Annotated in this window: 16 protein-coding genes; 7 read left to right on the forward strand and 9 right to left on the reverse strand. The window is 73.8% G+C overall.

The window, feature by feature from the left end:
• Positions 1-62 precede the first annotated feature (62 nt).
• Positions 63-563 (forward strand): iron chaperone, encoded by a 501-nt coding sequence (locus ACZ3IL_RS10905; RefSeq protein WP_467388780.1) that lies wholly within the window; start codon positions 63-65, stop codon positions 561-563.
• Between the two features lie 195 nt (positions 564-758).
• Here the strand turns inward: ACZ3IL_RS10905 and ACZ3IL_RS10910 are convergent, their stop codons facing one another.
• The gene (locus tag ACZ3IL_RS10910; RefSeq protein WP_467388782.1) at positions 759-1595 is read right to left on the reverse strand and encodes an isocitrate lyase/PEP mutase family protein; all 837 of its coding nucleotides are present in this window, start codon (positions 1593-1595) and stop codon (positions 759-761) included.
• A gap of 376 nt (positions 1596-1971) precedes the next feature.
• Positions 1972-2526, reverse strand: a complete 555-nt coding sequence (locus ACZ3IL_RS10915) for a GNAT family N-acetyltransferase (protein ID WP_467388784.1) — start codon at positions 2524-2526, stop codon at positions 1972-1974.
• A gap of 373 nt (positions 2527-2899) precedes the next feature.
• On the opposite strand from ACZ3IL_RS10915, the gene ACZ3IL_RS10920 reads away from it, so the two are divergent.
• Positions 2900-3652, forward strand: a complete 753-nt coding sequence (locus tag ACZ3IL_RS10920) for a maleylpyruvate isomerase family mycothiol-dependent enzyme (protein WP_467388786.1) — start codon at positions 2900-2902, stop codon at positions 3650-3652.
• Between the two features lie 168 nt (positions 3653-3820).
• Here ACZ3IL_RS10920 and ACZ3IL_RS10925 read toward each other — a convergent pair whose 3' ends face one another.
• Complete coding sequence (locus tag ACZ3IL_RS10925; RefSeq protein WP_467388788.1) at positions 3821-4759, reverse strand: PaaX family transcriptional regulator C-terminal domain-containing protein; 939 nt, start codon at positions 4757-4759, stop codon at positions 3821-3823.
• Complete coding sequence (locus ACZ3IL_RS10930) at positions 4756-5400, reverse strand: GNAT family N-acetyltransferase (protein ID WP_467388790.1); 645 nt, start codon at positions 5398-5400, stop codon at positions 4756-4758. Before ACZ3IL_RS10930 ends, ACZ3IL_RS10925 begins: the two co-directional genes overlap by 4 nt.
• 106 nt (positions 5401-5506) lie before the next feature.
• Here ACZ3IL_RS10930 and ACZ3IL_RS10935 point away from each other — a divergent pair, with 106 nt between their 5' ends.
• From ACZ3IL_RS10935 to ACZ3IL_RS10945, 3 genes are all read left to right on the forward strand, one after another.
• A complete protein-coding gene (locus tag ACZ3IL_RS10935; protein WP_467388791.1) occupies positions 5507-6580 on the forward strand; it encodes an alpha/beta hydrolase family protein in 1074 nt (357 codons plus the stop codon).
• Positions 6581-6851: 271 nt separating this feature from the next.
• Positions 6852-7067: a DUF6243 family protein gene (locus ACZ3IL_RS10940; RefSeq protein WP_467388793.1), complete on the forward strand. Its 216-nt coding sequence runs from the start codon at positions 6852-6854 to the stop codon at positions 7065-7067.
• A 135-nt stretch (positions 7068-7202) separates the two neighbouring features.
• Positions 7203-7751, forward strand: coding sequence for a GNAT family N-acetyltransferase (locus tag ACZ3IL_RS10945; RefSeq protein WP_467388795.1), 549 nt, complete (start codon positions 7203-7205; stop codon positions 7749-7751).
• Here the strand turns inward: ACZ3IL_RS10945 and ACZ3IL_RS10950 are convergent.
• The 5 genes from ACZ3IL_RS10950 to ACZ3IL_RS10970 form a co-directional block, all read right to left on the reverse strand.
• A complete protein-coding gene (locus ACZ3IL_RS10950) occupies positions 7738-8940 on the reverse strand; it encodes an ATP-grasp domain-containing protein (RefSeq protein WP_467388797.1) in 1203 nt (400 codons plus the stop codon). The two genes, ACZ3IL_RS10945 and ACZ3IL_RS10950, sit on opposite strands and share 14 nt — an antisense overlap.
• Positions 8937-10139 carry an MFS transporter gene (locus ACZ3IL_RS10955; protein WP_467388799.1) on the reverse strand — a complete coding sequence of 401 codons (1203 nt, stop codon included), beginning with the start codon at positions 10137-10139 and terminating at the stop codon, positions 8937-8939. The genes ACZ3IL_RS10950 and ACZ3IL_RS10955 overlap by 4 nt, the downstream gene beginning before the upstream one ends.
• Before the next feature lie 200 nt (positions 10140-10339).
• Positions 10340-11509 (reverse strand): aminotransferase class V-fold PLP-dependent enzyme, encoded by a 1170-nt coding sequence (locus tag ACZ3IL_RS10960; RefSeq protein ID WP_467388801.1) that lies wholly within the window; start codon positions 11507-11509, stop codon positions 10340-10342.
• A complete protein-coding gene (locus ACZ3IL_RS10965; RefSeq protein ID WP_467388803.1) occupies positions 11509-12807 on the reverse strand; it encodes a lysine N(6)-hydroxylase/L-ornithine N(5)-oxygenase family protein in 1299 nt (432 codons plus the stop codon). The genes ACZ3IL_RS10960 and ACZ3IL_RS10965 overlap by 1 nt, the downstream gene beginning before the upstream one ends.
• Before the next feature lie 141 nt (positions 12808-12948).
• On the reverse strand, positions 12949-14247 hold the full coding sequence (locus ACZ3IL_RS10970; RefSeq protein WP_467388805.1) for a DinB family protein: 1299 nt from the start codon (positions 14245-14247) through the stop codon (positions 12949-12951).
• Between the two features lie 747 nt (positions 14248-14994).
• Between ACZ3IL_RS10970 and ACZ3IL_RS10975 the strand changes: the two genes are divergently transcribed.
• Positions 14995-16314, forward strand: a complete 1320-nt coding sequence (locus ACZ3IL_RS10975; protein ID WP_467388807.1) for a KamA family radical SAM protein — start codon at positions 14995-14997, stop codon at positions 16312-16314.
• Entirely contained in the window at positions 16311-17252 is a 942-nt protein-coding gene (locus ACZ3IL_RS10980) for a GNAT family N-acetyltransferase (protein ID WP_467388809.1), read from the forward strand. The genes ACZ3IL_RS10975 and ACZ3IL_RS10980 overlap by 4 nt, the downstream gene beginning before the upstream one ends.
• Position 17253: the final 1 nt, after the last annotated feature.

A 17253-nucleotide genomic window follows, 5' to 3' on the forward strand; every position in this document is an offset into this window, starting at 1 on the left:
CGCGAGGGCGGGTCCCCGGCACCGGAACACACCGACGGAACACCGTGGAAGAGGAGAAGACGATGACCGCCAGGACCGCCAGGACCGCCAGGACCGCTACGACCACCGGCGCGACCGGGACGTCCGGCCGGGAGGAGGGCCACGACGGCTTCACCGGTGAAGAGCGCGACGCGATGAAGGAGCGCGCCGGGGAGCTGAGGGCGGCCGCGCGCCGGGGCCCGCGCGCCGGGGCCGACGGGGAGGCCGACGTCCTCGCGAAGATCGCCGGGATGCCGGAGGCGGACCGTGCCCTCGCCGAGCGGGTCCACGCCGTCGTCCGCGCGAACGCCCCGGAGCTGGCGCCGAAGCTCTGGTACGGGATGCCGGCGTACGCCAGGGGCGGCAAGGTCGTCTGCTTCTTCCAGGGCGCGTACAAGTTCAAGGCGCGGTACGCCACGCTCGGCTTCAACGACGCGGCGGCCCTCGACGACGGCGACATGTGGCCGACCGCCTTCGCCCTGACGGACCTGACCCCCGCCGTCGAGGAGAGGATCGCCGCGCTCGTCACGAGGGCGGCGGGCTGAACGGGACTGGGCTGAACGGGACTGGGCGGGACGCGGGGTCGGGTGGGACGCGGGACCGGGAGGGACGCGGGACCGGGGCGGAACGGGACCCGCGACCGGCGGGACGTCCCGGGTGCCGTCCGCGAACGGCCCGGCGTACGCGGGTCCCGGGAGGCGGGGCGCGGGGCCCGTCGCCTCCCGGAACCGGAGGCGACGCTAACTCCGCTCCCCCATCAGGGCGTTGATCTCGCCGTAGTCGACGGCGTCCGCGAGGGACGTGTAGGTGCCGGTGGCGGCCAGCTCCGCCGCCGCCCGGCGGGCCGTCGCGTACGCCGCCTGGGCGACCGAGGAGCCGAGGCTGACCCGGGCGACGCCCAGCTTCGACAGCTCGGCCACGGTCGGGGCGCCCGGGCCCGCCAGGATGTTCACCGGGGCCGGGATGCCCGCGGTGAGGGCGGCCACCGTGTCGGGGTCGGTGACGCCGGGGACGAAGACGCCGCTGGCGCCGGCGCCGAGGACGGCGCGGGCGCGGTCCAGGGTCTCCCGCAGGCGGGTCTCCTCCGGGCCGGCGCCGAGGAGGTACGTGTCCACCCGGGCGTTGATGTAGAGCCGGACGCCCGCCGCCTCCGCCGCCGCGCGGGCGGCGGCGACGCGCGCGCACTGTTCGGCGGACGGACGCAGCACGGAGCCGCCGTCCGGGTGCCCGTCCTCGATGTTGATGCCGACGGCCCCGGCGGCGACGACCCGGGCGACGGTCTCCGCGACCTCGTCCGGGGTGGCGCCGAACCCGCTCTCGATGTCCGCGGTGACCGGGACGGACACCGCGTCCACCACCCGGGCGATCAGGGCGACGGCCTGGTCCCGGTCGAGCCGGTTGCCGTCCGCCGCCCCCAGCCCCCAGGCGACGCCGGCGCTGGTGGTGGCGATCGCGCGGGCCCCGGTGCCCTCGATCAGCCGGGCGCTCGCGGCGTCCCAGGCGTTGGCCAGTGCCAGGGGGGCGGCGGGGTCGTGAAGGGCGTGGAACAGCTCTGCGCTGTCGTGCTGTGTGGTCATGCGCGGTATTGCATCAGGACCGGCGGCCCCGCCGCTGGCGACTTCTCGGCATTGCCGTTTCCGGAGGGTACGGTTTCCGGACATCACCGCCGGAGCCGGACGCGGCGGTCACGGGCGGGTCCGGAAGGGGCCGGGCCGCGTGACGCCGGCGGAGGAGGTCACCGCGCCCGCCGCCGCGGACCTGTCTCCCGGCGGCGTCGTGCCGGACGACCCGCCGGCGAACCGCGGGCCCCCTCTCTCCGCTGCCCTGCCAGGACGCGAACGCGCCGAATTCGTTCGGCCCGTACACGGGTTGACCGCGCCTCCGGCCCAGTGGGGCGCGACGGCCCGAAACGGGCGGGGCCCCCTCCGGCCGTCCGGCCGTCCGCCCCCGGGTTCAGCGGGGGGTCACCGGAGCGGCCGGGTGGCGCACGCCGAACCACTGCTCGGCGCCGTACTCCTCGAACCGCTCGACCTCGGTGAAGCCCAGCCTCGCCGCGAGGCGCATCGCACGGACGTTGGCGACCCGGGTGGAGAGCACCACGGGCTCACCGGGACGCGCGCCGGAGAACCGGTCGAGCACCGCCGCGCACGCCTCGAAGGCGTATCCGTGCCCCCACGCCTCCGGCAGGAGCAGGTAACCGAGTTCGGCCTCCCCGGCCTCGGGGCGGACGTGCCCGCGGCGCTCGGCGCCGCGCGGGTCCAGCGTGACGAGGCCGATCATCGTTCCGTCGCGGTCGACCACGAAGCAGCCGGGGCGACGGCCGGGCACGTCGGGCAGCGCGCGTTCGAGTGCGTCGCGGGGCCGGGCGCCGCCGATGTGGGCACCCACCTCCGGCGAGGCGAACAGCTCGACGAACGCCGCGCGGTCCCGGCCCTCGGACGCGCGGAGCACGAGCCGTTCGGTCGCCATCGGCGCGGGCGGCCGGGCGAAGGCTCCGGGAGCGGTCATGGCGGGGAACCTACCGCACGCCCGGGACGGGAGGAGGGGGCGGGGAAGACGGCGAGGAGGCGGGGGTGCGAGGGACGTGACGGGGAAGCGGGACACGAGAAGCCGTTGCCCGCCACGGCCGCGCTCCGGGCGCGGCCGTGCGGCCGGGAGGAACAGGAGCGGTGCCATGCCGGACGGACGGGGAACGACGAGTGACGCGGGACGGGGAGCGGGCGCGGGGCGGCGCGTGGACGCGGATCGGCACGTGGGTGAGGGACGGCACGTGGGTGAGGGACGGCGAAAGGACACCGATCGGCACGTGGATACGGGACGGCGCGTGGACGCGGATCGGCGCGCGGACACGGGGCGGCCGGCGCACGGGAGAGGGAGCGGCATGAACGACGAGCGGGTGCGCGAAGCGTTCCGGCGGGAGTGCGAGGCCCTCACCGATGCCGTGGCCGGACTCTCCGAGGCGGAGCGGAACCTCCCGACGCGCTGCGCTCCCTGGACCGTGCGCGATCTGCTCGGGCACGTGTGCGTGGTGATCGACTGGCTTCCGGACATGCTGGCCGCACCGGCGCCCGGCGGGGCGGAGGTCTCCGCGGGGGAGTACTACCGTCCGGACGACCGCTTCTCACCGCGGGCCGACGGCGAACGGATCGCCCTGGCCCGGGACCGCGCGGCGGAGCCGGCCGACGGTGCCGCCGTCGCCGGGGACTTCGCGGCGACCTGGCGGCGGGTCGACCGGCTGTGCCGGGCCCAGCCGGACGGCCGGACCGTGCGGACGCGCCACGGCGACGCCATGCTCCTGTCGGAGTTCCTCCTCACCCGCGTCGTGGAGGTCGCCGTCCACGGTCTCGACCTGGCCGACGCGCTCGGCCGCGAGCCCTGGCTCACCCCGCCGGCGGGCGACGCCGTGGCGGAACTGCTGCTCGGCCCGGAGCACGCCACGGCGGCCGGCGAGCTGGGGTGGAGCCGGCCCCGCCTCCTGCGCAAGGCCACCGGGCGGGAGCCCCTGGACGAAGCGGAGGCCGCGCGGGCCGAACGGCTCGGCATCCGCCGGCTCGCCCTGGGCCGATCCCGTGCCCACTCGCGGTCCTCCACGACGACGGGGGCCGGGCCCCGCGCGGAGCGACGGGACGGGTGAGGCCGGACACCTCTCCCGGGCCGCCCGGCCGGAGGGGAGGCGGCGGGTGTGCGGGATGCGGGCGAAGGCCTTCCCCCCCCGCCCGGGCCGCCCGGCCGGAGGGATGCGGTCCGGCGGCCGGAGGAGTTCCCGGCCGTGCCGGTGCCGGTGCCGGTGCCGGTGTCCGCGTCAGCCCGGGCCGGGCGGCCCGGGGGGTGCCGGAGGGGCGGGGGGAGGCCCGGACCGGAGGGCGCCGTCGTAGAGGCGGAACAGGCGCAGCCGGTGGGGGTCCCGGTCGCCCCCGGCGTCGAGGGCCCGCCAGCACCGCGCGGCCAGGGCGCGGGCGCGGGTGCCGGGCCAGGGCCGGGGGAGCAGTTCGGGGGGCAGCAGCGGGTCGGGTTCCATGGCGGCGGTGAAGGCCGCCGCCAGCTCGATCGCGTACGTCAGGCGCTCGGTGTCCGTGGGGCGGTCCGCGCCGGACAGCCGGGCCAGGCGGTCCGTGGCGAGGGCGGCGAGCGCCTCGTGGCGGTCCGCGATCCGCCGGAGCGGCCAGAGCAGGGCGGCCAGCCGGTCCGGGGCGGTCTCGTCCCCGACCCGCAGGTCACGGCTGGTGAGGCGGGTGAGGGAGGGCAGGACGTCCAGGTGGCGGGCGTGGGCCCCGACGATCTCGCCGATGGGGTTGGCGCTGACGTAGAGGCCGCCCTGGAGGGGGGCCGCGCCGAGGTGGAGGAGGGTGTCGCGCAGGGCGTCGCGGGCCTGCCGCGCGGTCTCGGGGATCGCGAAGGCGAACAGGTGCCAGGTCCCGTCCCAGGGGGCGAGCCCCTGGTCCTGCCGGTAGGCGTGGCGGACGTACTCCACGTCCGGCGCGACGGCGCCGGTCGCGTCGGCGGTGGCGCGCAGCACCGCTTTGCGCCCCCGTCCCTCCTGGGCGAACCGGCCCTCGGCGACGAGCCGTTTGAGGCAGAGCCGGACCTGCTGGTCGGTCATGCCGAGGGCTCCGGCGACGGCGTACAGCTCACCGGCGTCGACGGTGCCGTCCTCGCGGACGAGGGCGAACACCAGGGTCCGGGTGCCGATCCCGGTCGTGCCGGGTTCCGTCCCGGGGACGCCCTCGGGCCTGCTGGTCATCGCCGTCGCTCCAGGGTGTCGCCGGGTGCGCCGCCGTCCGGGCGGTCCGGGACGGCGCGATGCATCGTCGTCACGGCGCCGAAGCCCATCGGGCCGCGGAGGTACGGGGTCCGTTCGGTGCGCACGGCGGTGAAGCCGTGCCGCTCGTACAGGGCGCGGGCGCGCGGGTTGACGTCGACGACGTCCAGGCGGATCCGCGAGAGGCCGTGCTCGGCGGCGACGGCGGCGGTCTCCGTCAGGAGGAGGCCGCCGATGCCCGCGCCGCGGTGGGCGGGGTCGACGGCGATGCCGTCCATGACGAGTTCCCCGGGGGCCGGGGCGCGTTCGAGGAGGGCCAGCACCGCGAGTCGCGGCAGGCCGCGGAACGGTCCGTAGGCGGCGAGCACGTCGCGCGCGCCGCCGCCGGTCAGGCCGCGCCCGCCGAGCCGGTGGCCGGCCACGCCCACGACGTGTTCGCCGCCGGGGGCGAGCGCGACGACCGCGCGGTCGTGGTGGAGGTGGCGGGCGAGGAAGGCGCGGCCGCGCCCGGCCGGTCCCAGGGCGGCTCCGAGTTTGCGGCCGAAGGCCTCCCAGTACAGCTCGGCCACCCGCTCCTCGGCGCCCCGGGGCACCCCGCGCCTGATGACGGCCGTCGTGTCCATGGCTCCTCCTCCGTGTCCCTTCCCCTGCCCTCGCATTCTACGAACGAACCGGATACGGTCGCAACGCAAACGAGCGTTTTGGATTCGTTAGTTTTTTGGGGGACGGATGACGGAGAGAGCACGACGCGGGACCCCGGCGCGCCGCCGCCGGACGCTGCGGGCCCTCCTCGCGGCCGTGACGGCACTGGTGGCCGTCGCGGCCGGCCTGGGCGGGACGGTGATCCTGGGGAACACCTACGACCTGCGGGAGGAGACGGTGACCGTGCGGCACGGAGGGCGGACCCTGCACGGCGTGCTGGCCCTGCCCGAGCGGGGGGAGGGACCCTTCCCCCTGGTGGTGTTCGTCCACGGGGACGGCCCGGTGGACGCCACCCACGACGGCTTCTACCGGCCGATGTGGGAGGCCTTCGCCCGCGCCGGGTACGCCTCGCTGTCCTGGAACAAGCCGGGCGTGGACGGCGCGCCGGGCGACTGGCTCGACCAGACGATGGAGGACCGGGCGCGGGAGGCCGCCGACGCGATCGCCTGGGCCCGGCTGCGGCCGGACGTCGACGGCGACCGGATCGGCCTGTGGGGCGCCAGCCAGGCCGGCTGGGTGCTGCCCGGGATCGCCGCGCGGGACGGGCGCGTCCGCTTCGTCGTCGCCGTCTCGCCCGCCGTCAACTGGCACCGCCAGGGCCGCTACAACCTCCTGGCCGAACTGAGGCGCGACGGCGCCTCCGACGCCGAGACCGCCGCCGCCCTGCGCCGCCGCGAGACCGGGCTGCGACTGCTCCGGAGGGGCGCCCCGTACGAGGAGTACGTACGGGCCGTCGGGGACCCGCAGGGCATGACGGCCGCCCGCTGGCGGTTCGTCTCCAGGAACCACACCGCCGACGCCACCGCCGGCCTGCCGGCCCTGCGCGGGATCCCCGTCCTGCTGGTGCTCGCGGGCCACGACGTGAACGTGGACACCGCCGAGACCGAGGCCGTCTACCGCCGGCTGCTCCCCGCGCCGGCCCTGCGCGTCGCCCACTACCCCGACGCCACCCACGGCCTGGTCCGGCACGACGTGGAGCGCTCGCCGCTGCGCCTGACCCTGACCGCGCTGTGCGCGCCACGGGCCCTCTTCGCCGAGGGCTTCCTGGCCGACCAGCGGCGGTTCCTGTCCTCCCTCGACGCGGGAGGGACCGGGCGGTGAACACCCGCCCCGGCGGGCCGCGACGGGAGCCGGCGCCGGGCCGGGCGCCCCGGGACGGCGAGGGGCCCGGCGTGCGAGGCGCGCGGAACCGGGTAACGTCCTTTTCTTCCGGACGCCGCTCCGCGGGTGAGGGCGTGACGGGCCCCGGGGCGTGTGCCGAAGGTCCCGCCTGCCCGGCGGCGCCCGGCACGCACGCTCGCCGGCGTCCTCCGACGCCGCCGCGCCCGTCCCCACCGCCGCACCGCACTCCACCTCAGCACCGGGAGAACCCGTGACCGACAGCAAGAACATCAACAACCCCGTGGGCCAGGGCGGTGGCCAGCGCAAGAAGCTGTCCCGCGCCGAACGGCAGAACAACGGCCCGCACCGCAACCTCGACCGCCGGAGCGCCGCCGACCGGAAGGCCGAGCTGGTGCGCAAGATGCGCGAGAAGACCGGCACGACCGGGAGCACCGGACGGGCGGACGACGACACCGCGCAGGACTGAGACACCGCCGCGGTCCAGCACACCCGGGGCGCCCCGTCGCATGACCCGCCCCCGGTGACCCGCCCCCGGTGGGGCGACGCGTCACCGGGGGCCCGCCCGCGGGACCGGCCGGGTGGACCTGCGAACCTTTGGCACATGAGATTCAGAACGGGAGGAGCGGCCGACGCGGCATCCGTCGCCGCCCTGCACGCCCAGAGCTGGCGGTCGGCCTACGCGGGCATCATGCCCGCCGCGTATCTGGACGGCCCGCTGCACGAGGAATTCGCGGACCTGTGGCGGACCCGGCTCACCGCGCCGGCGGACGGCTCCCCGGCGCCCCGGTTGCTGGTCGCCCTCGACGACGCGGCGACGGTGCGCGGGTTCGCCTATCTCGTCCCGGAGGCCGACGGCCGGGTCCTGCTGGACAACCTCCACGTGGACCCGGCGCTCATCGGCACCGGCACGGGCCGCCGCCTGCTGCTCCGCGCCTTCGGCTGGGCCGCCGCCGCGTGCCCGGGACGCCCCGTGTACCTGGAGGTCCTGGCCGCCAACGCCCGGGCGATCGCCTTCTACGAACGCCGGGGCGGCCGCCCCACCGCCGAGCTGACGGCGCGCTTCCCCCCGGGCTTCGAGCTTCCCGTGATCGAGTACACCTGGCCGGCGGCGGTGGCGGCCCGGCTGGCCGGGGAGGTCAGGACGTCCTGATCCGGTAGCGGTCGGTCAGCTCCGCGACCCGCCGGGCGACCTCCTCCTCCGTGCCGGCGTTGAGCAGGACGAAGCCCGCCTGCGACGCCGAGTGGAGGGCCCCCGTCTCCACGTCGCCCGGACGCGAGCGCAGCTCGACGTGGGACACGCCGGGGACGGCCCGGAGTTCGTCGGCTGTGCTCAGCTCGGTGATGGTGCCCTGCGGCCGGGGCAGGAAGTACACGGCGGAGCAGCCGGGCATCGTCCTGGGGGAGACCTCCGGCGCCTCTCCCAGGGACGTCTCGATGAGGGTGTGCCAGAGGTCGACGCCGTGGTGGCGGTGGACCAGGTCCGCGATGCCGCCGCCGCCCGGCCGGCAGGCGACCTCGCCGACCAGGAAGCCGCCCGGGACCTTGAAGACCTCGAGGTGGGTGACGCCGTCGCGCAGCCCCAGCGCCGCGACCACCTCCTCGTGGAGCCGCCGGACCTCCTTCGCGTCCGGGGCGTCCAGGGGGACGGTGTACGAGCCGACCAGGCGGCCCACGCTCTGCAGGAGCGGGGCGAAGTACTTGGAGACCGAGGCGAAGCGGACCTCGCCGTCGATCACCACGCCGTCGCAGTGGAACTCCGTCTCGATGTCGACGAACTCCTCGGCGAGCATCGGGTAGGGCGAGCGCCGCAGCGAGGCGGACCGCTCCGCCGTCTCGAGTTCGGCGGCCTCCTCGGGGCTCCCGATGGCGAACACGTCCTCGCTGCCGCCGCCGATGACGGGCTTCACGACCAGCGGCCAGCCGATCTCCCGCGCGGCCCCGGGGACGTCGCTCAGCTGCGCCAGCTGCCGGAAGGCCGCGACCGGCAGTCCGGCGGCCCGGAGCCGCTGCTTCATGACGTGCTTGTTGGAGAAGGCGTTGGAGGCCTCGTAGCCGATGCCGGGGATTCCGAAGTAGGAGCGGACGTAACCGCCCGCCTGCAGGCTGTACTCGGACGGGGCGACGACGTGCTCGAAGGGGTTGTGCCGGCGTATCCGCAGGGCGGCGAGCCGGACCTGGGTCAGGTCCTCGACGTCGTCGACGTAGGTGACGTCGGTGCCCTCGTCGTAGAAGCCGGAGTAGTGGGGGCTGGTGATGACGGAGAGCCGGATGTCGGTGCGCCGCTGCAGCCGGCGGGCCGCGACGTCGCCGCTCGTGTTGACCAGGAGGACCTTCTTCATCCCGCGATCCTTTCGTCGGAGGCGGCGGGTTCGCCGGCCTGTGTCGGTTCCGAGGGCCGCATCCGCGACCACAGCAGGATCGCGGAGCCGACCATGAGGGGCACCGGGACGAAGACCCACGCCGAGGTGCCGAGGGTGACGGTGAATCCGAGCACCAGGGAGGAGACGGGAACGGCTCCGGTGATGAAGGTGCGGATCACCGCGTTCACGCGTCCGGACAGCTGGTCGGGGATGACCTGCTGCCGGTAGGCCATCGTCGAGGCGTTGATGCCCCCCTCGCCGAAGCAGAGCACCGCGAAGCCGGCGACGATGACCAGGGGCCACGGGGTGAGCAGGGCCGCCGCGCCGACGCCGCAGATCACCAGCCATATCGTGAGCTGGCGCTTCCTGTCGCCGCCCTTCAGGGTGCGGGAGCTCAGCCCGGCACCGGCCGCGGCGGCGACGGCGGCGACGGACATGGCGACGCCCAGCTCCCCGGCGGACCACTTCCATGCGCCGCCGCCGACGGTCAGCAGGGTGGACTCCAGGGCGCCGGCGCCCACGTTGTACAGGGCGAGGACCAGGGCGAGCCGGCGCAGGTCGGACCGGGACCTGAAGTAGGCGAAGCCCTCCTTGAGCATCGTCACCATCGAGGACCGCGTCGGCTCCTGGGCGACGTACGGCATGACCACGGTGGTGAGCGCGGTCAGCAGGAACGTGCCGGCGTTGAGCTCCAGGGCCCAGGTCGTGCCCAGGCCGGCCACGACGAGGCCGGCGAGCGCGGGGCCGACGAACCGGGCCGTCAGCAGCAGCGAGGTGAACTGGCTGGAGGCGCGGTCGAGCCGGTCCCTCGGGACGAGCATGGGGATCAGCCCGTAGTCGCCCGCCACGTCCGAGACGACGTTCGCCAGGCCGATGACGAAGAGCGCGACGAAGACCGCCGGAATCCGGTCGTACGCGAGCGCCAGCGGGATGAGGGCGACCGCCGCCGCCTGGATCAGCTCGCCGAGCGCGAAGAGGACACGGCGGTCGTAGCGGTCGATGAGCGGGCCGAGCAGCGGTGCCAGCAGGTAGGGAAGGGTCTGCGCGGCGACGCTCAGGACGGCGAGGAAGGCGGAGTCGGTGGACTCCAGCAGCGCCAGGGGGATCGCGACGTACAGGAAGGTGTTTCCCATCGTCGAGATCGCGGAAGCGCCGGTGAACAGCCAGAAAGTCTTCATCGGACCGGCTGCCTCCGGCGAGGGGTCTCCATGGGCATCCGCGTATCCTTCCGTTCTTCCCCGACGCCGCCGTCGCGCGACGGCACCCGGGTCGGGCCCCGGGAGGCTCCCGGGCCGTTCGTTCTGTTCCTGACTGTTCCGGGCGGCCGTCCGGCCGCTCCGGAAGGCGCGGGCACGGCCGCGCGCGGGTCCGCCATGGCCTACAGCCCGGCGACGGCGTCGACGAGCCTGTCCACCTCCGCCTCGGTGTTGTAGTAGTGCACCGAGGCCCGCACCACCTCGTCCGGCTTGGCCGGCCTGGTGTCGAAGCGGGCGCGGGACGGGAAGGAGGCCGCGACGCTCACGCCGGCGGCGGCCAGGCCGGCCACGAGCCGTTCCGCGCCGCGGCCCCGCTTGGTGAAGGTGGTGATGCCGCTCCGTACCGTGCCGGTGTCCCGGACCTCCACGTCCCCGACCCCCGAGAGCCCGTCCCGGAGCCGGTCGGCGAGGAGCGCGACGCGGGCCCGGATGCCGTCGAGGCCGAGCGCGCGGGCCTCGTCGACCGCCGCGCCGAGGCCGAGCAGGCCCGCCACGTTCTTCTCCCACGTCTCGAAGCGCCGGGCGTCCGGCCGCACCTCGTAGCCGTCGGGGTCCTTCCAGGTGGCGGCCCGCAGGTCGAGCAGGGGCGGGTCCAGGCTCTCGACGACTTCCCGGGAGGCGTAGAGGAAGCCGGTGCCGCGCGGTCCCCGCAGGTACTTGCGCCCGGTCGCCGACAGCAGGTGGCAGCCGATCTCCCGCACGTCCAGGGGGATCTGCCCGGCGGACTGGCAGGCGTCGAGGAGGAACAGGGTGTCCGTGCCCTTCACCAGCTCGCCGACGGCGGCCGCCGGATGGACCACCCCGTTGTACGTGGGCACGTGGTTGACGGCCACCAGCCGGACGTCGCCCTCGGCGAGCATCCCGGCGAGGGAGTCGACGCAGAGCTGCCCGTCCTCGTCGTCCGGGACGACCTCGACCCGGACCCCGTACCGCTTCTTCGCGTGCAGGAACGCGAGCGCGTTGCTCGGATACTCGCTCCGCGAGGTGAGGATGCGGTCGCCGGGGCGGAAGGGGATGGCGTAGAAGGCCATCTGCCAGGCCCGGGTGGCGCTGTCCACCAGGGCGATCTCGTCCGGGTGCGCGTTGAGGAGGGCGGCGACGGAGGTGTACACCGCCTCCGTCCGCCCGGCCGCGAGGTCCGCGGCCGCGTATCCGCCGACGCGCCGCTCCAGCATGAGGTGGTCGACGACGGTCCGGGTGATGTGTTCGGAGGGGAGGGCGGAGCCCGCGTTGTCGAAGTACGCGGCGTGGTCGCACCCGGGGGTCCGCGCCCGGAGCTCGGTGACGTCCATCAGGCGGGCGCCGTTCCGTCCCCGCCCGCCGGCGCCCCCGCGGCCGCCTCCCCGGTCAGGTCCGCGACGATGTCCGCGGCACGGTCCGCCATCGTGCTCAGGAGCGAGTCGGCGATGCCGTGGGTGGACTCGTTGACCCCCTGGAGGTAGAGGCGGGCCGGGTCGCCGGGGTCGCCGGTGTCGACCCGGTAGCTGCGCAGGACCCGGAGCCCGGGCAGGCCCAGCGCGTCGCCGAGCCGCCGGACCAGGGCGGGCATCGCCCTGTCGTAGCCCGTCCCGAGCAGCACCGCGTCGCACTCCAGCTCGGAGGTCTCGCCGGTGAGCCGGTCGCGCAGGCCGAGGACGACGCCGTCCTCGTTCTCGGCCGCCGAGACGACCTCGCGGGAGGTGAGGATGCGCAGGCCCTCCTTGCCCTCCAGCCGGTCGCGGTACATCTCGTCGTAGAGGCTGTCGAGCAGTTCGGGCGTGACCCCCGAGTAGTTGCTGCGCGCCATCTCGTCCAGGACCAGCGCGCGTCCCCGGTCGCCCAGCCCGAAGAACTCCCGCGAGGCGGCGGTCGTGTAGTGGCGGCTGGTGAACTTGGAGGTCACGTACGGGGTGAGGCCGAGCCCCCGGGTGATCAGCACGCGGGAGCAGCCCGGCAGGTCGTCCTGGACGGCCCGGACCATCTCGACCGCGCTCTGCGCCCCGCCGATCACCGCGATCCGCCGCGGGCCCCCGCCGGGCAGCGCGGATATCCGCTGCGAGTAGGCGCTGCTGTGTACGACCCGCCCGTCCGGCAGGTCCCGGAAGACCTCCGGCACGTACGGGGCGCGGCCGCACGCCGTCACCAGGTGACGTGCCCGTACGCACGTCCCGTCGGCGAAGGCGACGTCCCAGTGGGCCGGCCGGCCGGCCGCGTTCCGGACCGGCGCGATGCCGACGGCCCGGCGGTTGTAGTGGACCTTCACGTGCTCCAGCTCGCCCACCACCCACTGGAGGTAGTCCGAGATCTCCCTGCGGTAGGGCGTGAAGGTGCCCATGCTCATGAAGTCGTCGAGCCGGCCCGTCTCGTGCAGGTGGTTGACGAAGGTGAAGCGGGACCGCGGATTGCGCAGCGTGGCGAGGTCCTTGAGGAAGGAGACCTGGCTCTGCGCCCAGGGGAGCAGCAGCCCGCGCTGCCAGACGGTGGCCTCGCTCTGCTCGACGAGGAGGGTGTTCCGGGCCAGTTCCGGGGCCAGTTCCTCAAGGGCCACGGCGAGTGCGAGATTGGCCGGGCCGGCCCCGATCGCGAGGACGTCCACCTCGAGGTGGGTCATGTTGTGCAGCCTTCTCTGTCGACGGCGTGGGTACGGGCCGGGGTCGTGGCGGGCGGCCCGGAGGCGTCGCTTCGGCCCGCGGGTGGGGGTGGACGGGCCGTTCCCGCGCCGTGACGGTGCGGGAACGGCCCGGGCGGGACGTCAGGACGGGGCGACCTGGCTGAGCAGGCGGGCGGCCTCGTCGGCGCGTTCCTCGATCGTCGCCGTGAGCGCGGCCAGCCGGTCGGACATGAAGCCGTCGGCGCCTATGAGCGCCGCCTCGGCCGTGCCGAGGCCGCTGAACAGGCGGGACGCGAAGCGGTGGTTGGCCGTGTGGCGGTGACCCGCGGCGTCGAGGATCTTGTCGATCGAGACGGCGTGGTCCCGCGGGTGCCAGATGTACCGCTTGAGGCGGAACCGCAGCTCGACGGGGCCGAGCTCCCACCAGGCGGACCGGATGCCGAGCTCGTTCTCGGTGATGCCCGAGTAGTCCTCGGTGTTCTGCAGGTGCAGGCGCTCGTAGAGGGCCAGGAGCTCGTGCAGGCTCTCGTGGCTGCCCAGCGGCTCGCCGTGCTCGGCGACGGTGTCGGTGGCCGGCACCACCTCGGGCGAGAGGCCCTGGCGTCCGCGGTCCAGCGCGTGCAGGATCTGCGGCCGGTAGGCCCACCACTCGGCCATGATCACATGGGCGAGGTTCTCCCGGATCGACCGCTCGGAACGCAGCGGGGTCTTGTCCAGGAGGGAGTCCGGGACGCCGACGAAGAGCGACTGGAACTCGCGGTAGGCGAAGCGGTGCTGTCCCAGCAGCCGGTGGGTGTCGTTGAACTCGGGGCCGTGCTTGGCGCGTTCGCGCTCGGCGACGACGGCGAAGTCGCACAGCTCCTGGTAGGCCTGGAGCACGACCTCGCGAAGGCAGTCGGAGTACCACTGCCAGTCGCCCGGGCCGGGCTTGCCGATCCAGTCCTTCATCAGGACGCTGTCCGGCAGGGCGGCGACCGTCTGCGCGAAGCGCTCCACCGCGGCGGCGAGCGGCGACGTCGTGACCTGCTGCCGCATGTCCCACGAGGACTCGATCGTGCCGTTCTCGCGGGCGACCTTGCGCCAGCGCTCCGCCTCCTCGACGGTGACGCGGTCGTGCGGGTGACGTGCGATCGCCTCGTCGAAGAGACGGATCGCCTCCCCGTACTTCTTCTTGCGGAGCGAGGCCTTGGCCCGTCCGACCAGCATCTGGGCCCGGAAGGAATCGGGGGTCAGGTGGCCGGGGGTGTCGTGGAAGACCGACTGGTAGCCCACGGAGAGCCGGGTGCGGCGCGGAGCGCCGTTCCACTCGTGGTAGCGGGTCTGGTCGGGTGCGAGCAGCTGCACCGTCGGCGACCAGATGAAGATGTGGTTGTTGATGATGTCCGTGCTCGCCGCGTCCGGATTTGTCGTGACAACCCGTACCGGAAGTGTGTGCTCCATGATGTCCCGAGCGATTTCGGGATCGGAATAGATGGTTCGGTCGTGCCCCGTACAGCCCGTACATTCCGGTGAATGGAGGTCGAGCAGTACGGGCTTGTCCTCCACCTCGGAGCGCTTCAGAAGCGCCTGAAAATCATGCTGATCGGCCCATTTGATCGCCACGGCATGTCCCTCCCGACAATCTGCACCCGTATGGGCAGGAGAAGGGGATAGGTGTGGTCCCCCCTCCCGCCACCGGTTCGTGAACCTACAGGCATCGAGCAACGGCCTGTCAAGGAGCATCCGGCAAACGCCACCGATTGTTTTCGGCCAGTCGAATCCGGCCAGTGCCGCCGGCGAAGCGGGCGCTTGTCCGAGTGCGGCGCAATGTCGTCAATTTCCCCTCCGATCCGCTATGAGGGTGCTCGTTAACACGCGCCAAAATGAAAATCAACCCCTTGCCCGCCGGAGACGGCGTCGGGTAGAGATTGGTGGATCGTGTAAGGGGGCGTCGCAGATCTCTCCTCAGTAGATTCCGTCGAGCGATTCAAATTTCCGACGAGGCGGCCGGCACGGTGCATCGCAGGACCGGCTCCTGGGCTGCCTAAAGCATGGGGACTGCAGAGCATGAACACTCAGCCCGACCCCGACGCCCTTTCGCATGTTTCGGAAGGGTACGAGCGGGTCACACGGATATCCCAGCCATACGAGTACGAATTCCGCCCACTGGTCGAACCGGATTGGACACGGTTCCCCGGCTGGGCCGGCGTGACCGCCGCCGAGTGGGCGTCGAGCCAGTGGCAGCGCGCCCACTGCGTCAAGAACATCGGCCAGCTCGAAGCGGTCCTCGGCCCCCGGCTCGCCCCGTCCTTCGTGGCCGACCTCGCCCGGGACCAGAGGGACCGGGCGACGATGTCCATGCTCGTCACGCCGCAGATGCTGAACACCGTCGTGCCGGACCTGGCCCCGGGCGATCCGGGGTACGAGGACCGGCTCTACGCGGACCCGGTACGCCGCTACATGCTGCCGGTCCACAGCGACCGGCACACCGAATGGCCCTCCCACCCCTACGCCAGCCGCGACTCGCTGCACGAGGCGGAGATGTGGGCGGTCGAGGGCCTGACCCACCGCTACCCGACCAAGGTCCTCGCGGAACTGGTCCCGACCTGCCCCCAGTACTGCGGGCACTGCACCCGGATGGACCTGGTCGGCAACTCGACGCCCCAGTTCACCAAGGCGCGCCTGGAGCTCAAGCCGGCCGACCGCCTGGAGCGGATGCTGGAGTTCCTGCGGTCCAGCCGGAACATCCGCGACGTCGTGGTGTCCGGCGGGGACGTGGCCAACGTGCCCTGGCCCCGGCTGGAGGCCTTCCTCCACGCGCTCCTGGACATCCCGAGCATCCGTGACATCAGGCTGGCGACCAAGGGCCTGGTCGGCCTCCCGCAGCACTGGCTCCAGAAGGAGATCCTCGACGGACTGGCCGCCGTCTGCGCCGAGGCCCGCCGGCGGGGCGTCCAGATCGCCGTGCACACCCACGCCAACGCGGCGCAGTCCGTCACCCCGGCGGTGGCCCGCGCCACCACCGCGCTGTTCGAGGCCGGCGTGCGCGACGTGCGCAACCAGGGCGTCCTCATGCGCGGCATCAACGACTCCGTCGAGGCCCTCCTCGACCTGAGCTTCGCCCTGCTCGACGGCGCGGGGATCATGCCGTACTACTTCTACCTCTGCGACATGGTCCCGAACAGCGAGCACTGGCGGGTCGCCGTCTGGGAGGCACAGGCCCTGCAGCGCGGCATCATGGGCTACCTGCCCGGATTCGCCACCCCGCGCATCGTCTGCGACGTCCCGTTCGTCGGCAAGCGCTGGATCGACCAGGTGGACGCGTACGACCGCGAGCGCGGGATCTCGTACTGGACGAAGAACTACCGGACCCCCCTGGAGACCGACACCTCCTCCACCGTCCACCAGGCCTTCCCCTTCTACGACCCGATCCCGACCCTGCCGCCGAGCGGCCGGGACTGGTGGAGGAAGAGCGCCGATCCGGCGGCGCCGACCTCCGAGGCACCGAACTCCGAGGACACCGCATGAAGATCATCGACGAGCACGGACTCTCCGTCGCCCTGATCGAGCCCGCCGATCTGGGGACGGCCCCCTGGACGTCGGCCGACCGCCACATCGACGTGGTCAGAATGCTCAAGCCGCCCGTGGAGGTCCGGGCGGAACTGGCGGCCCGGGGATTCGTCCGCAAGCCCGAGATGCTGACGTGGCGCGCCCGGCTCGAGGAGGACGAGGAGCGTTTCCTGGAGCGCCTGGAGAACAAGTCGCGCCAGGACATCCGGCGGGCCCGGCGGCGGGCCGACGCGGTGCTGCGGCAGGAGGAGCAGGACGTCGTCGACCCGGACACCCTGGACCGGTTCCTGACCGTCTACGAAGAGCGGGTCTCCACCATGCGGTTCGGCGTGCCCTACGCCCGCCGGCACCGGGAGGCCGTGCTGCACGGGCCCCAGAAGTACTTCGCCCACTTCGCCTTCGACGGCGACGAACTGGTGGGCGGCTGCCTGGTGCTCGAATGCCCGGAGGAGGACGCGGTCCGCATCCGCTTCTCCGCGGTGAGCGAGACCTGGCGGAAGGCGAGCCTGGCCCGCACCCTCTATTTCGCGGCCATGCGGACCGCGCGGCGGAAGGGCTACACCTGGGTGACCCTGGGCGACGAGCCGAACCTGTACGGCCACCTGACGCGGGCGGGGCTCTTCTCGTTCAAGGTCAGCATGGGGTTCACCGCGGTCCCGTCGCAGGACTTCGCGGACCCGACCGGGTGCGACGAGGCGGATCTCGTCCTCGACCTGACCCGGTTGTCCGACCCGAGCCTGATCCTCGGCTACACCGACCCGGTCGAGGACTCGGTGCGCGACCTCGGTGCCGTCTTCATCACGGAGGCCGGCGTCGACCTCAGCCGGTTCTCGGCACCGTTCCTCACCGGGGCGGAAGCCCGTCCCCCGGGGGCTCCCCGGGGAACGGAAGGCTGAT

The sequence above is a fragment of the Streptomyces sp. NPDC014907 genome (assembly GCF_055562975.1).